The organism is Massilia sp. GER05, assembly GCF_052056005.1.
GTDB lineage: Bacteria > Pseudomonadota > Gammaproteobacteria > Burkholderiales > Burkholderiaceae_D > Telluria > Telluria orientalis.
Genome location: NZ_CP178858.1, coordinates 6,022,038 through 6,038,006 on the forward strand (window position 1 = coordinate 6,022,038; position 15,969 = coordinate 6,038,006).

Below are 15,969 nucleotides of genomic sequence, written 5' to 3' on the forward strand. Positions count from 1 at the left end.
TGAGGAACCGGCATTATACATAAATCATTGCCCCACGGGCAGCAAACGGACGGCCGACGGTGCCGCCTCCCCCATGCCCATCAGCAGCCAGTTCTCCCGCAAGCTTTTCTCGAACTCATACGCCGGCAGCGGCTTCCCATACAGATAGCCCTGCACCTCGTCGCATCCGGCCTGGCGCAGGAATTCCAGCTGCTCCAGCGTCTCCACGCCTTCCGCGATCACGCGGTGCCCCAGCTTGCGCCCCATGCCGATGATGGTGCTCGCGATCGCGCAATCGCTCGGGTCCAGCGGGATGCCCGTCGTGAACGAGCGGTCGATCTTCAAGGTGTCGATCGGGAAGCGCTTCAGGTACGACAGGCTCGAATAGCCCGTGCCGAAATCGTCCAGCGACAGCGCCACGCCCAGCGCGCTGATGCGGTCCATGATGGCGATCACGTGCTCGATGTCGTGCATCAGCGTGCTTTCCGTGATCTCCAGTTCCAGCCAGTGCGGATCCAGGCGGTAGCGGCGCAGTGTCTCCGCGACGCGGCCCGGCAGCGACGGCGTGAACTCGCGTGCGGACACGTTCACCGCCAGGCGGAACGGCGGCAGGCCCGCGCGTTGCCAGATCGCGGCCTGGGCGCAGGCCTGTTCCAGCACCCACTCGCCCACCTGCACGATCAGGCCCGTGCTTTCGGCCAGCGGGATGAATTCGATCGGCGGGACCATGCCGCGCACCGGATGCCTCCAGCGCACGAGGGCTTCGGCGCCCACCACGCGGCTCGAGCCGATTTCGAATTTCGGCTGGTAGTGCAGGATCAGTTCGCCGTTGCCGAGAGCGTGGCGCAGGCCGGATTCGATCAGCATGCGCTGCTGCATGCCCTCGTTCATGTCGAGGCGGTAGAAGGCGACGCTGCGGTCCGGGTTTTCCGCGTGTTCCTTGGCGCGCTCCATCGCGATGTCGGCCATGCGCAGCAGCGTTTCCGCATCCTGGCCGTCCTGCGGGTAGACGGAAATGCCGATGCTCGCGCCCACGCGCAGGTCGTGACCCTGCACGAGGAACGGCGCTTCCAGCGCGGTCTGCAGCTTCTGCGCGACCGTCGTGGCCTCGAAGTGCTGGCGGATGTCGAACAGGCCGACGGCGAATTCGTCGCCGGACAGGTGCGCCACGACGTCCTCGTCGCGCAGCGCGTTGCGCAGGCGTTCGGCGACCAGGCGCAGCAGGTCGTCGCCGACCCGGCGGCCCAACGTGCCGTTGATCAGCTTAAAACGGTTCAGGTCCAGGTACAGCACGCAGGCCGTCGATTCGTTGCGCTGGGCGACCATCAGGGCCTGGTCGACGAGGCGGCCGAACAGCGTACGGTTCGGCAGGCCGGTCAGCTCCTGGTAGTAGGCCAGGTGGTGCAGGCGTTCCTCGGCCAGCTTGCGTTCCGTGATGTCGGTGAGATACGCGATCAGGCCGGTCGGGCGGTCTTCCAGGTCGCACAGCGGCGACAGCGACAGGCTGGCCCAGAAGATCTCGCCCGATTTCTTCCGGCGCCGCACTTCCATCATGCGGCCGCCCTGCTCCGCGAAGGCGTCCTGGAAGTCCTGGTCCTCGTCCGCGTACAGGAACAGGATGTTGCGGCCGACGGCTTCCAGCGCCGTGTAGCCGAACAGGCGCTCGGCGCCCTTGTTCCAGCTGGTGATGTAGCCCATGCGGTCCAGCGTCAGCACGGATTCGTGGATCTGGTCGAGGATCTGCGACTGGTGCGCCAGCTGCGCTTCGACCTGGGCATAGGCGTGCGTCGTGCGCTGGGCCAGCGAATGCACCTGCATCAGCGTGCCGGTGAGGCCGGCCAGCGCTTCCAGCTGGCGCAGGTCGTCCACGCTGTAGGCGCGGCCGGCGACTTCGTAGCGGCCGAAGCACACGCCGTCGGCGCGCACTTCCTGCAGCAGCGCACCCTCCACCATGTGCGGATGCAGGACGCCTTCCGGGATGTATGCGCAGTGCGGGCTCGCGAGCAGCGCGCCGGCGATGCGTCCCAGCTCGGCCCACAGGTCGTCCCCACGGAGTTTCAACACGGCGTCGCAGACGGCAGCGCTGCCGCCCGCGAAATCGATCGGCGCAGCGGCTGGCATCCTAGACATTGCGGGCTACCTGGATGGCCCAGTGATAGGCGTGCAACTCGCTCTGCCACCAGTCCGGCCCGTCGACGCCCGCTGCCTCCAGCGTCTCCGGATCCGGCCGCCCCGCTTCGGCGAGCCGCAACCGTTGGCCCAGTTGCCCTTCACGTCGCAGCAGGGCCGCTTCGACGTGCCCGGGCAGGTTCAGGTCCTGCACGATCTCCGCCATCGGAATCTGGAACAGGCGATCCAGCAGCGAGAACACGCCGGCCATGAAGGCGAGGTCCTGCTCGTCGCGGTCGCCGCCGTCGCGCTTGCACAGCGACTCCAGCGCGGCGCCGCGCAATGCGGCCACCGGCAACATCAGGTTCGGCGGGCTGTCCGGATGCTGGCGCGCGTACAGCAGCAGTTGCAGCCAGCGTTGCAGCTGGCGCCGGCCCAGGCGGCTGATCGCCTGGCCAAAGCTCGTGATCTGGGTACCGACCGAGAACGCGGCGGAGTTCACCAGTTTCAAAAGGTGATAAGACAGCGCCGGATCCGCTTTCAGCTGCGCTTCCAGTTCGCGCGAGTCGGCGTCGCGCGCCAGCAGCGCGAGCATCGTCAGCATGCGCCGGCGCGACGTGCCGTCGTCGCCTTCGGCCACGCTGCCTTCCAGCGCGTAGTCGCCGCTGAACCAGGAAAAGCCCGCGTTCTCGCAGGCGCGATACGCGTCCGCGTCGTCGACGTTGTAGGCGAGGTGCGGTCCGAACAACGTCGGCAGCGCGCCGGCGCGCGGCAGCGCCGTGCGGCCATCGCGCGCCACGGTGCGCAGCGCGATCGGTGCGGCGACGCCTTCGGGCAGCGCGCCGTCGATCAGCACGCGGTAGCCGGCCATCTGCAGTTCCGCCAGGCGGCGCGCCGTGCCGTCCGTCGCCAGCGCGTCCGCGCGCACGGCCAGCAGCACGCGGTTGGCCGGCAGCACGTTCAGGACGGGCGGCGTCAGGACAGCCGCATCGTCCAGCAGCACGATGCAGTCGAGGGGGGCGATGGCGGCCAGCAGGTCCGGCGTGCCGAACAGGCCCTGCAACGCGGGATCGTCGAGTCCTGCTCCCGGCGTGCCAAGCAACAGAGCGACCCACTCGTTCTGCGCGTTGGCGACGGAGCGTACTTCAACCACCGGGAACGGGGCGCTGGACATTAGCGGATATGCATTGATAGTAACCAGCTAATGGTAGAGCACGGCTTATTGGAAAGCAACTGTTTCTGTTTCCTCTAGGACACGGTTTTACAGATATATTTACGCACCCGCGCCGCCGACGCGGCCATGCTGCAGGGCGAACTTGATCAGCTCCGCCTGCCCTTCGATGCCGAGCTTGCGCTTGATGTTCAGGCGATGCGTCTCGACGGTGCGCACGGACAGGTCGAGCGCCTTCGCGATCTGCTTGTTCGACTCGCCGTTGGCGATGTGGCGCAGCACTTCCTGTTCGCGCGAGGTCAGCTGGTTGTCCTGCGCGGCCGGGCGCGCGAGCTGGCGCGCGACGGCGGCGCTGTAGTAGATGCCGCCGGCCACGACGGTGTCGATGGCGAGGACGATGTCCTTGCCCGGCGCATCCTTCAGCACGTAGCCGCGCGCCCCCGCCTGCATCGCCTGCGTGACGTATTCCAGCTTGTCGTGCATGGACAGGATCAGCACCGCGATGTCCGGATAGTTCGCGTACAGGCGCGCGGTGGCTTCGATGCCGCTGCCGTCGCGCATGGTGATGTCCATCAGCACGAGGTCGATGCGTGTGCTCCCCGCGAGCGCCAGCGCATCAAAGCCGGAATCCGCTTCCGCCACGACGCGGAAGTGAGGTACCGCTTCCAGCCGCGCGCGCAGGCCGTCGCGCACGAGGGGGTGGTCGTCGACCAGCATGATGTGGACGGTCTTCTCGGTCATTCAGGTCTCCAGTTCGACGCTCGCGCACACGGTGGTGCCGGCCGCGGACGATGCGATGTCGAGGTGGCCGCCGATCGCGTCCAGCCGCTCCATCATGTTGCGCAGGCCGATGCCGCGTTGCGGGTGCGTGGCCACGCCCTCGGCGTCGAAGCCGGCGCCGTCGTCCGCGATGGTCAACAGCACGCGGCCGCCGCCGGCATGCAGCGCCAGGTCGATGTGGCGCGCGCCCGCGTGCCGCTCGATGTTCGTCAGCGCTTCCTGGGCAATGCGGAACAGCACCGTGCCGACGGTCTGCGGCAGGTGCTCGGCGTCGCCCGTCACGTCGAACGTCACGGGCATGCCGCTGTGCTGCGAGAATTCCTCGGCCAGGTGGTCGAGCGCCGCCGCGAGTCCGAGGTCGTCCAGCAAGGTCGGCCGCAGGTCGTGCGAAATACGCCGCACCTCGCCCAGCACCTTGTTGAGTTCTTCCGCCGTGCGCTCGAAGCTGGCGTGGGCCTGGCGCTGCTGGTCCGGCGTGCCTTTCATGCGGATGATGCCGGCCTCGATCTGCAGCTTGATCGACACGAGCCACTGGCTGATGCCGTCGTGCAGGTCGCGCGACAGGCGCGCCCGTTCCTGCTCCTGCGAATCGACGACGCGCTGCGCCAGCGCCTTCAGCTTGGTGTCGGCCACGCGCGATTCGCTGATGTTCAACGCGAGGCCGGCGCCGCCGATGACGAGCGTGGCGAGGATGGCGAGGCCGGCGATCCACCACATCGTCGTCTCGATGTTGCGCGACTGCTGGGCGTCGACCTGGTCGAGCGCGGCCTGCACGTCGTCGAGATACAGGCCGCTGCCCATGATCCAGCCCCATTGCGGCACCGGCACGACGTAGCCGAGCTTGGGCGCGGACTTGTTCGTGGACGGCTTGACCCAGTTGTAGCGCACGAGTCCCCCGCCCTGCTTCGCGACGGCGACGATGTTCTGGATGGTCGGCGCGCCGAACTGGTCGTGCAGGTTCCACAGGTCGCGTCCGACCAGCTCCGGCTGGCGCGGATGCATCAGGTTGCGGCCGTCCATGTCGTAGACGAAGAAATAGCCGTCGTCGCCGAAGCTCAGGGATTGCAGGATGCGCTTGGCCTCGGCCAGCGTGGCCGGGTCGTTGCGCCCGGACGCGGTCAGGTGGGCGATCGAGTGCGACGCGAGATCCACGTAATGCCGCAGTTCCGCCTGCTTGCTGGCCAGGTAGGCCCGCTGGATGGTGGCGTGCTGCTCGTGCGCGAGCGCGATCGCCTGCTGCCGGACGAACAGGGCGATCGCGCACAGCGCCACGATCAGCGGGGCGATCGCGAGAAAGATGACCTTCTGCCGTAATTGCATGCCGTGCGCGTCGAAATAGTCGTAACATGAAATTGTACGACTGATCTACTGTTGCTGCTTGCCGGAATTGCCGTTCCCCGTTGGGTGGGGGGCCCCGCGCCCACGCGTGATGTCGACGCAACGTACGCCTTCGCGTGGGCGGGGGCCGCCCACCCTACGTAGTATCACGTAGAAGCCTGCGTAATCATGCGCTTGTGAGTCACGGACCCGTGCAAGATACTGACAGGCACGCTGCTGTTCGTGCAAGCCGGCATCGACCGGTCGCGCAGCGCAACATAATCGGAGGAGTCAACATGAAACGTCTAACAAGCCAGCTCGGATGGGCTGCGCTTTCGCTCGTGGGCGCCGTCTCGCTCGCCTACGTCGCCCTCAAGCGCGGCGAATCCATCAACGCGGTCTGGGTCGTCATGGCCGCCGTCTGCGTCTACCTGATCGCGTACCGCTTCTACAGCCTGTTCATCGCCGACAAGGTGATGGGCCTCGACCCGCGCCGGCAAACCCCGGCGTACAAGTACAACGACGGCCTCGACTTCGTGCCGACGAACCGCTACGTGCTGTTCGGCCACCACTTCGCCGCGATCGCCGGCGCCGGTCCGCTCGTCGGCCCCGTGCTCGCCGCGCAGATGGGCTACCTGCCCGGCATGCTGTGGATCCTGGCCGGCGTCGTGTTCGCGGGCGCCGTGCAGGACTTCATGGTGCTGTTCATCTCGATGCGCCGCGACGGCCGCTCGCTCGGCGACCTGATCAAGTCGGAAATGGGCGAGATCCCCGGCGTGATCGCCCTGTTCGGCACCTTCATGATCATGGTGATCATCCTGGCCGTGCTGGCGCTGATCGTCGTGAAGGCCCTGGCCGGTTCGCCCTGGGGTTCGTTCACCGTGATGGCGACGATCCCGATCGCGCTGTTCATGGGCATCTATTCGCGCTACATCCGCGTGGGCCGCATCGGCGAGGTGTCGCTGATCGGCTTCGTGCTGCTGATCGGCGCCATCGTCGGCGGCCAGTACGTGCACGATTCCGCCACCTGGGGTCCGATGTTCACGTTCAACGGCACCCAGCTGACCTGGATGCTGATCGGCTACGGTTTCGTCGCCTCCGTGATCCCCGTGTGGCTGCTGCTGGCGCCGCGCGACTACCTGTCGACCTTCCTCAAGATCGGCACCATCGTCGGCCTCGCGCTGGGCATCGTGTTCGTCGCCCCGATGATGCAGATGCCGTCGATCACCCGCTTCATCGACGGCACCGGTCCGGCCTGGTCCGGCTCGCTGTTCCCGTTCCTGTTCATCACCATCGCATGCGGCGCCGTGTCCGGCTTCCACGCGCTGATCTCGTCGGGCACCACGCCGAAGATGATCGAGAACGAGCAGCACGCCCGCTTCATCGGCTACGGCGGCATGCTGATGGAATCGTTCGTCGCCATCATGGCCCTCGTCGCCGCGTCGACCATCGACCCGGGCGTCTATTTCGCGATGAACAGCCCGGCCGCCGTGATCGGCACCACCGCCCAGACGGCCGCCGCCGCGGTCTCGAACTGGGGCTTCGTGATCACGCCCGACCAGCTGACGCAGATCGCGAAGGACGTCGGCGAGCACACCATCATCTCGCGCGCCGGCGGCGCCCCGACGCTGGCCGTCGGCATGGCCCACATCCTGTCGAACGTCATCGGCGGCAAGGTCATGATGGCGTTCTGGTACCACTTCGCGATCCTGTTCGAAGCACTGTTCATCCTGACCGCCGTCGACGCGGGCACGCGCGCCGGCCGCTTCATGCTGCAGGACCTGCTGGGTGCCTTCGTCCCGTCGTTCAAGCGCACGGAGTCGCTGCCGGCGAACCTGATCGCCACCGGCCTGTGCGTCGCCGCGTGGGGCTACTTCCTGTACCAGGGCGTCGTCGATCCGCTGGGCGGCATCAACACGCTGTGGCCGCTGTTCGGCATCGCCAACCAGATGCTGGCCGGTATCGCCCTCACCTTGGGCACCGTCGTGCTGTTCAAGATGAAGCGCGGCCAGTACGCGTGGGTCTCGATCGTGCCGACCATCTGGCTGCTGATCTGCACGCTGTCGGCCGGCTGGCTGAAGATCTTCGACCCGAACGTCAAGGTCGGCTTCATGGCCCACGCCCACAAGTTCCAGGCCGCGCTCGACCAGGGCCAGGTGCTGGCGCCGGCCAAGTCGCTCGACCAGATGAGCCGCATCATCTTCAACGACTACGTCGATGCCACGCTGTGCGGCTTCTTCATGGTCGTCGTGATCGCGGTGCTGCTGTACGGCATCCGCACGGCGCTGGCGGCGCGCAAGAACGCCAAACCGAGCGCCCAGGAGACGCCTTTCGTCGCGGCGCCTGCCGCCTCGATGGCCGAGGTGCAGTGATGCTCGGCGCGCTCGCACAGGCTGGCCGCTATCTCGGGCAAAGCATGCGCCTGATGGTCGGCCTGCCGGAATACGACACCTATGTGGCACACATGGAGAAGAACCATCCGGATCAGCCGGTCATGAGCTACGAGGAATTCTTCCGCGAGCGCCAGGAAGCGCGGTACGGTAGCGGCAAGCGCGGGGGTTGTTGCTGAGCTAGCACTTTTACCGTAACGCAATATATCGTCGCCCCCGCTTCGCCGGGGGCGATGTTTTATCGGCCCTCCCCTTCCCCGCGCCCCCCGCTTTGCGCCAGCACAAACGGCGCCCCATATCCCTCACCTATAGTCAGTTCCTGCAAGAATTTGCTTTCTTGCATGGTGAACCTGTGCGACAGGTTCGTTCGCAGCGCCGACCGCCGGATCCGCCCAACCCATGCAGACTCTCGAGCGCTCAAGCCTCAACCGAAAACTGACGTCGATGTGCCTGCAGGCCGCCGCCAGCGCGCTGCTCGTCGTGTACGTCGCCTTTGCCCTGGCGACGGTGACCGGCGAGCGCCGCGAGGAACGGCAGGAACTGGAGGCGCTGGCCGCCGTGCTCGCGCAGGGCGGCCTCGATGCCGTGCAGTTCAACGACCGCCGCCTCGCCACGCAGCTGCTGGCCGCGCTGGAAGCGCGCCGCGGTCTCGCCTCGGCCGTCCTGTACGACCGCAAGGGGCAACCGTTCGCCACCTGGCGTGCAACCGGCCAGGATGCCGTGGACAAGATCGAGGCGCTCGGCGGGCTCGATCCCGACACCGTCGCCGCGGCCGCCGATGCCGGCAGCCGCCCCTGGCTGCCCGTGCTGCGCGTCTACCGCGTGCTCGGCGCGCCGGCCGCCGCCGGCGGCCGCGCACTGCCGCCCGTGGGCGCCGTCATGATCGAGAGCGACCTCGTGCCCCTGTGGCTGGACATCGCGCGCGCACTGGGCGTGATGGCCGCCGCGCTGGCCGCCGCGCTGCTGACGGCGTTCGTGCTCGTGCGGCGGCTGCGGCGCAGCATCAGCGACCCGATCGGCAAGTTGATCAACGCGGCGCAAAAAGTCTCCGCCAGCCAGAACTACACGCTGCGCATCGCCCACAACCGCAACGACGAGCTGGGCGTGCTGATCGACAGCTTCAACAACATGCTCGCGCAGATCGAAGGCCGCGGCGCCGCGCTCACGCACCACCGCGACGAACTGGAACGCCAGGTCGGCGTGCGCACCGAGCAGCTGGAAAAGGCGAAGAACGCGGCCGAGGCGGCGAGCCGCGCGAAAAGCGCCTTCCTCGCCACGATGAGCCACGAGATCCGCACCCCGATGAACGGCGTGCTGGGGATGACGGAAATGCTGCTGGGGACGGAGCTCACCGAAACACAGCGCAACTACACACGGCTGGTGAAGCAGTCGGGCGAGCACCTGCTGGTGATCATCAACGACATCCTCGACTTTTCCAAGATCGAGGCGGGCAAGCTCACCGTCGAGTACATCAATTTCAACCTGTGGGACCTGCTGGACGACATCCATACCGTCTACACGCCGCAGGCCGAGGCGAAGAACATCCCGCTCCATTTCGACATCGCCAACGACATCCCCGTCGCCATCTGCGGCGACCCGAACCGGCTGCGCCAGATCATGGCCAACCTGCTCGGCAACGCCGTCAAGTTCACCGACCACGGACGCATCCTCGCCAGGGTGCGCATCGCGAGCGAGGACAACCAGGCCGTGATGCTGCGCTTCGAAGTGCACGACACGGGCATCGGCATCTCGCGGGAAGCCCGCAGCCGCATCTTCGAGGCGTTCTCGCAGGCCGACGATTCCACGACGCGCAAATACGGCGGCACGGGCCTGGGCCTGGCGATCTCGAAACAGCTCGTCGAACTGATGGGCGGTTCCATCGGGGTCGAGAACGCCCTCACGCAAGGATCCGTGTTCTGGTTCACGGTCGCCTTCGACAAGCGCCGCGTCGATCCGGATGCGCCGGGCGACCACCAGCACACGATCGACGGCCTGCGCGTGCTCCTCGTCGACGAGAGCGAAACGAGCCGCATCGGCCTCGAACGCCACCTGGCCACGTGGCGCGTCGAATGCGACGCGGCGGAGAGCGCGGACGAAGCACTGGAGCGGCTGGACGAGGCGGCGCGCGCGGGCCGGCCGTACGACGCCGCGATCCTCGACATGGAGCTCGCGCACACGAGCGGCCTGCTGCTGGCCGCGCAGATCAAGCTTGATGCGGCCGCGCGCGCCACGCGGCTCGTGCTGCTGAGCCCCGAACGGCTGGCCGCCGATCCGGTGCAGCGGCGCGAGGCCGGCGTCGCCTACCAGCTCATCAAACCCGCGCGCGCGGCGGATCTGTTCGCGTGCCTGGCGACGCCGCCGCGCGGCCAGGTGGCGCCGGCGCCGCGATTCATGCCGGCGCGCCCGCTGCAACTGGACGCCAGCCGCCCGCGCACGCGGCGCGTGCTGCTGGCCGAGGACAATCCCGTCAACATCGAGGTGGCCCGGGCAATGCTGGAAAGCCTCGACCTGCAAGTGGACTGCGCGCGCAACGGCGAAGATGCATTGCAGGCCGTACGCACGAACTCCTACGACGCCGTGCTGATGGATTGCCAGATGCCCGTGATGGACGGTTTCGCCGCGACGGCCGCGATGCGGCGCGAAGAGCGCGAAGCGGGCCGCGGCCGCGTGCTGCCGATTATCGCGATCACGGCGAACGCGCTGCAGGGCGACCGCGAAGCCTGCCTCGCCGCCGGCATGGACGATTACCTGTCGAAGCCGTTCAGCCAGCAGGAAATCGCGGCCGTGATCGGGCGCTGGATGGCGCTGCCGCTCGCGGCCACCGTGCACCATGACGACGAGCCGCCGCGGCTGCCGCCCGCATCCGTCGAAGTGATCCAGCGCGACGTCATCAACCGCGTGGCGCTGGACAAGATCCGCGCCCTGTCGCGCGACCGCGGCGACGCGCTTGTGCAAAAGGTGATCGCCGCCTACGTCGACGACACGCCGCAGCAGCTGCGCACCCTGCGCTCCGCCATCGACGGCCTCGACACGGGCAACGTGCGCCGCATCGCGCACACCCTGAAATCGGCCAGCGCCAACGTCGGCGCCGAGGCACTCGCCGCCCTGTGCAAGGAACTCGAGCACCTGGGCCGCGCCGACACCACCGAAGGCGCGGACGCGATCCTGACCGACATGGAACAGGAGTTCCAGGCCGTCCGGCATTCGCTCACCGCCATCCTCGAAAAGGAAACCTGACATGCCAGCCCAAACTGCCACCGTCCTGGTCGCGGACGACGATCCGGTGATGCGCCTCCTGATGCTCGAGATGCTGGAAGGCGTCGGGCTGGAAGGCATCGAGGCCGCGGACGGCCGGGAAGCCGTGGCCCTCGCGCACGCCCGCGCGCCCGACCTGATCCTGCTGGACGTCGAGATGCCGAAGATGGACGGCTTTGCCGCATGCCGCGCGATCCGCGACCTGCCGAACGGCGCAATGGTCCCGATCGTGATGGTGACCGGCGGCGACGACCTGGAAGCCGTCACCAACGCGTACGAGGCCGGCGCCACCGACTTCGTCTCGAAGCCGATCAACTGGCCCATCCTCGGCCACCGCGTGCTGTACGTGCTGCGTGCAAGCGATGCCATCGTCCGCCTGCGCATCGCCGACGCCCAGAACCGCGCGGTGCTGGCCGCCATTCCCGACACCTTCTTCCGCATGTCGCGCGACGGCTTCTATCTCGATTACGAGCCGGGCCGCGACGGGCCGGGCCGCGGCGTGCGCGACGCCGGCGCGGACGAACAGATCGTCGGCCGCCACGTGACGGACGTCCTGCCGCGCGACATCGCCGAGCGCCTGTTCGAGCAGGTGGGCATGGCCCTGCACGTGCAGCAGGTACGCTCGGTCGAATACGAGTTGATCCGTTTCGGCGAGGCCCAGCACTTCGAGGCGCGCCTCGTCGCCACCGGTCCGAACGAAGTGCTGGGCCTCGTGCGCGACATCAGCGAGCGAAAGCGCGCGGAAGAACAGATCCGGCGCCTGGCCTATTGCGACAGCCTCACCGGCATCCCGAACCGCCAGGCCTTCCTGGAAATGCTGGAACGCGAGCTGCAGCGCTCCAAGATCGGCAACAAGAAATTCGCCGTGCTGTTCATGGACCTGGACGCGTTCAAGCGCATCAACGACACGCTGGGCCACGACGTGGGCGACCAGTTGCTGAAGCAGGTGTCGGACCGCCTGCGCGAGACGATCCGCCCGAACGACCTGCTGTCGCGCGGCGACCTGGTCCCGCGCGCGGACACTCCCAACAGCGCGGGCACGAACCTCGCGCGCCTGGGCGGCGACGAATTCACGATCCTGATCCCCGACCTCGAACGGGTCGAACACGCCCTCAACGTGGCGCACCGCGTGAAGGATGCCATGCGCCGCCCCTTCGTCATCGAAGGCAACGAGATCTTCGTGACGGCCAGTATCGGCATTTCGCTGTTCCCGGAAGACGGCGACGACTGCACCTCGCTGCTGAAGTACGCGGACACCGCGATGTACCACGCGAAGAACTGCGGCAAGAACAACGCCAAACTGTACTCGTCGTCGCTGACGATGCAGATCATGAGCCACGTGAAGCTGGAAGTCGGCCTGCGCCGCGCGCTGCAGAACGACGAGTTGTACCTGCTCTATCAACCGCAGCTCGACGTGCGCTCGAACGAGATCGTCGGCGTGGAAGCCCTCGTGCGCTGGCGCCATGCGGAACGGGGCGTCGTCTCGCCCAACGAGTTCATCCCGCTGGCCGAAGAGACGGGCCTGATCGTGCCGATCGGCGAATGGGTGCTGCGTACCGCGTGCAGCCAGGCGCGCCACTGGCAGAAACTGGGGCGCCGTCCCGTGCGCATCGCCGTGAACCTGTCGGCCAAGCAGTTCAAGGACGAGAACCTGTCGCAGATCGTGCTCTCGGCCTTGCACGACACGGGCCTCGACCCGCGCCTGCTCGAACTCGAGCTGACGGAAGGCACGCTGATGGACGATGCGAAGGCCACGCTGGCCACCCTGGAGCAACTGCGCGGCATCGGCGTGTACCTGTCGATCGACGACTTCGGCACCGGCTATTCATCGATGAACTACCTGAAGCGCTTCGACGTGCGCGCGTTGAAGATCGACCGCAGCTTCATCAGCGGCCTGCCGCAGGATTCCGAGAATGCCGCGATCACGCGCGCCATCATCGCGATGGCGCACGGTCTCAAGATGATCGTCGTGGCGGAAGGCGTCGAGACGGGAGAACAGCTCGTGCTGCTGGAAGAATACGGCTGCGATCTCGTGCAGGGCTTCTACCTCGGACGGCCGGCGCCGCCGGAAGCGGTGACCGGCATGCTGCAGAAGTTGTGGGTGCCGATGGCGGCCCGGTAACCGCACAGTAAAACAACGTCGCCCCCGCGAAGGCGGGGGCCCAATTTAGCGCCGTCGATACGCCAAACTTGGGTTCCCGCCTTCGCGGGAACGACGGGTTACTGCTTCGTGAATTTCAACGTGTGCACCACCGCCCCCGGCAGCAGCGGGGTCGGCTTCCCGCGCACCCAATCCTCGTGTCCTTTCAGGAAGTACGGCGACAGCGGATGCCCGCTCTGCCCGCCGGGCATGTCGAACAGCCCTTCTTCCTCGCGCCCCGGCGCCACCGTCAGGCGCTCCGACTGCCCGAACTTCGGCCCCGCCACGCGCGGCATGTTGGCATCGCCCGGTAACTGGTCCGGCGGGACGCTGAGCCAACGGCGCAGCGCCGGCAGCGCGATCGTGAACGGATGCGCGATCGTCGCCGTGTTGCGCTGGCCCCAGGTGGCCTGCGCGAGCGGCGTGCCGTCTTCCTTGATCTCGGCGATGGCGCGGTCGATGGCCGCCAGCTGCAGGTCTTGCCAGCTCGCGTAACCGGCCGGCAGCCACGCGGCCGGACGTTCGTCCAGCAGGCGCGCCACGACGTCCGGCCAGCGCGACGTCGCGACCACGATGCTGGCCTTCGGATCGAGTTTCGCCAGCTCCGCATCGACGCCGGCGAACAACAGCTCGTGCAGCGACCACATGAACTGGCGCGCGAGGCGATAGCCGACGGACGTCGTGCTCGCGCGGCCGTCCCAGCTCGTCTCCAGCAGGCGGCGGAACTCGGCGCGCTCCGGATGCCGGTCCAGCGCCTGGGCATCCAGCGCGGCCAGGGCGCGCTCGCGCCAGCCGGCGATGAACGGTGCGCGGTCGTCGAGGGACGCCTGGAACGCGGCCGGCACGTCCGTCCTGTCGCCCAGTTGGCGCACGTTGCCGCTCAACTGGTGCACGCGCGCGCCCAGGTCGAAGCCGCCGTCGCCGATGATGCCGGTGCCCTCGCCCGCGAGCTGGCGGCTGTTCGCCGTCACCAGCTGGCCGCCGGGCGGATTGACGACGCGCGGATGCTGCGCCGGCGCGAGCAGGCCGCTCCACGTGGGCACGGCACCGTCGGCCGCGAGCGGGAACGACACCCTGGGGCCGCCCTGCGCGCGCTGCGGCAGCGCGCCGCCGATGGTCCACGCGATGCCGCCGCGGTCGTCGCCGAGGACGACGTTCTGCGCCGGGATGCCGTCGCCGGCGGCCGCGGCGAGCGCCTCGTCGAGGTTCGTCGACGCTTCCAGCTTCAGGTGGTTCAGGTTCAGCGCGCCGGGATCGTGCGCGACCCAGTGCACCGCGTACTGGACGCCGTCGACGGTGCGCACCGGACCGAGGCTCGTCTCGACCACGGTCATCGTCTGCGCCGGTTCGCCCTTCACGAGCAGCGTTTCCGTGTGCGCGACGGGCGTTTCCCAGCCGTTCGTCGTGCGCACCTGGCCGGGATGGTCGGCATCAAGGCCGAGGCGGACGAGGTCGAGCGTGTCCGCATAGCTGTTGGTAAAGGCCCAGGCGACATGGCCATTGCTGCCGACGATGACGGCCGGCGGCGTCCCCGGCAGGCTCACGCCGACGACGCGGCGCGGCTGCCCCTGCGCGTCCGGGAAGCGCAGCGCGACGCGGTACCACGTGTTCGGCAGCTGCAGGCCCAGGTGCATGTCGTCGGAGACGATGGCGGCGCCGTTGGCCGTGCGCGTCCCGGCGATGACGTAATTATTGCTGCCCACGGAATCCGTGAACGCGATCCCCGCCACCTGGCGCGCAGGGACGCCCGCCCTGCGGCCCCACCAGGCCGGCGCCGTGGCCGGAATCGGGGCCGGCGCCAGCGCGACGGCGTCCGCATCCATCGGCGTATCCCAGCGGGTCGCCTCGGGCAGCAGGAAGGCCAGCTGGGCCGGATCGAGGTGCGCGGCGAGCCAGCCCCGCGCCAGTTCGCGCGGTTCCTGGTTCCCCTGCAAATCGAAGTACATGGCCCACACGGCCAGCAGCGAATCGGCGGGTGTCCACGGACGCGGCGTCGCGCGGCTCAGCAGGTATTCGAACGGGCGCGCGCGCAGGCCGTTCAGGCCGTCGTTGACGCCGGCGGCGTAGCGGTCCAGGAACGCGCGCTCGGCCGGCGCCATGCGCTGCACGGCCTGTTCGGCGCGGGCGCGGAAACGGTGCAGGCGGTGCGCACGGTCGAGCGGCAGCGCCTTGGCGCCGAACAGCTCGGCGAGTTCGCCGGCGGCACTGCGGCGCAGCAGGTCCATCTGGAAGAAGCGCTCCTGGCCGTGCACGAACCCGGTGGCGTACGCGACGTCGAGCCGGTTCGCCCCGCTGATGGTCGGCACGCCGTTCGCGTCGCGCTCCACGGTGACGGGCGCCGACAGCAGCGGCGAGCGATGCTGGCCGTCGAGCTCGGGCAGGCTCGCGCGCAAGGCCATCCAGGCGCCGCCCGCGACGAGCACCGGCAGCACCACGACCCCGACCGCAACCCGCCGCCCCCATTTGCCCCATCCACGTTGTCGCATGCGCTCATCCCTTTGGAGAAAGCGGCATCTTGCCAGAAATTGCACGTGCGGGCGAGTACGCGACAACCGTTACCCGCGATGGTTCCCCGTGCGCGATTGAGCTAGCTCTCTCGTAGGCTTTTACTGTCTTCTAAGCTGTGGAAAGGCGCGCAAGACGCGCGTGTTGGTTGGAGGAAGCACCATGATTCGGGTGCTGGGTATTGGGTTGGTGCTCACGCTCGCCGCGTGCACGACACCACAGGAGCGCGCGGCCCAGGCGCAAGCCGATGTCGAGCGGATGATGGCGGTCTACGGCCCTGCCTGTGTCCGGCTGGGCTATGCGGCCCAGACGGATGCGTGGCG

General features: G+C 68.0%; 9 protein-coding genes. 4 read left to right on the top strand and 5 right to left on the bottom strand.

From position 1 onward, the window contains the following. Positions 1–24: 24 nt before the first annotated feature. From ACL58G_RS26675 to ACL58G_RS26690, 4 genes are all read right to left on the bottom strand, one after another. Complete coding sequence (locus tag ACL58G_RS26675) at positions 25–2,100, bottom strand: putative bifunctional diguanylate cyclase/phosphodiesterase (protein ID WP_413344099.1); 2,076 nt, start codon at positions 2,098–2,100, stop codon at positions 25–27. A 1-nt stretch (position 2,101) separates the two neighbouring features. Next, positions 2,102–3,262, bottom strand: a complete 1,161-nt coding sequence (locus tag ACL58G_RS26680; protein WP_440963719.1) for an EAL and HDOD domain-containing protein — start codon at positions 3,260–3,262, stop codon at positions 2,102–2,104. Positions 3,263–3,361: 99 nt separating this feature from the next. Continuing rightward, entirely contained in the window at positions 3,362–4,000 is a 639-nt protein-coding gene (locus ACL58G_RS26685) for a response regulator (protein WP_413343755.1), read from the bottom strand. Beyond that, entirely contained in the window at positions 4,001–5,359 is a 1,359-nt protein-coding gene (locus tag ACL58G_RS26690) for a cache domain-containing protein (protein ID WP_413343757.1), read from the bottom strand. It abuts the gene before it with no gap. Positions 5,360–5,652: 293 nt separating this feature from the next. Between ACL58G_RS26690 and ACL58G_RS26695 the strand changes: the two genes are divergently transcribed. The 4 genes from ACL58G_RS26695 to ACL58G_RS26710 all read left to right on the top strand — a co-directional run bounded on the left by ACL58G_RS26695 (position 5,653) and on the right by ACL58G_RS26710 (position 13,123). Further along, entirely contained in the window at positions 5,653–7,728 is a 2,076-nt protein-coding gene (locus ACL58G_RS26695) for a carbon starvation CstA family protein (protein ID WP_413387505.1), read from the top strand. After that, on the top strand, positions 7,728–7,925 hold the full coding sequence (locus ACL58G_RS26700; protein WP_413343761.1) for a YbdD/YjiX family protein: 198 nt from the start codon (positions 7,728–7,730) through the stop codon (positions 7,923–7,925). The genes ACL58G_RS26695 and ACL58G_RS26700 overlap by 1 nt, the downstream gene beginning before the upstream one ends. 220 nt (positions 7,926–8,145) lie before the next feature. Continuing rightward, on the top strand, positions 8,146–10,983 hold the full coding sequence (locus ACL58G_RS26705) for a response regulator (RefSeq protein ID WP_440963720.1): 2,838 nt from the start codon (positions 8,146–8,148) through the stop codon (positions 10,981–10,983). Between the two features lies 1 nt (position 10,984). Continuing rightward, positions 10,985–13,123 carry a putative bifunctional diguanylate cyclase/phosphodiesterase gene (locus ACL58G_RS26710; protein ID WP_440963721.1) on the top strand — a complete coding sequence of 713 codons (2,139 nt, stop codon included), beginning with the start codon at positions 10,985–10,987 and terminating at the stop codon, positions 13,121–13,123. Between the two features lie 98 nt (positions 13,124–13,221). On the opposite strand, the gene ACL58G_RS26715 is transcribed toward ACL58G_RS26710, so the two are convergent. Beyond that, positions 13,222–15,627: a penicillin acylase family protein gene (locus ACL58G_RS26715; protein ID WP_440963722.1), complete on the bottom strand. Its 2,406-nt coding sequence runs from the start codon at positions 15,625–15,627 to the stop codon at positions 13,222–13,224. Positions 15,628–15,969: the final 342 nt, after the last annotated feature.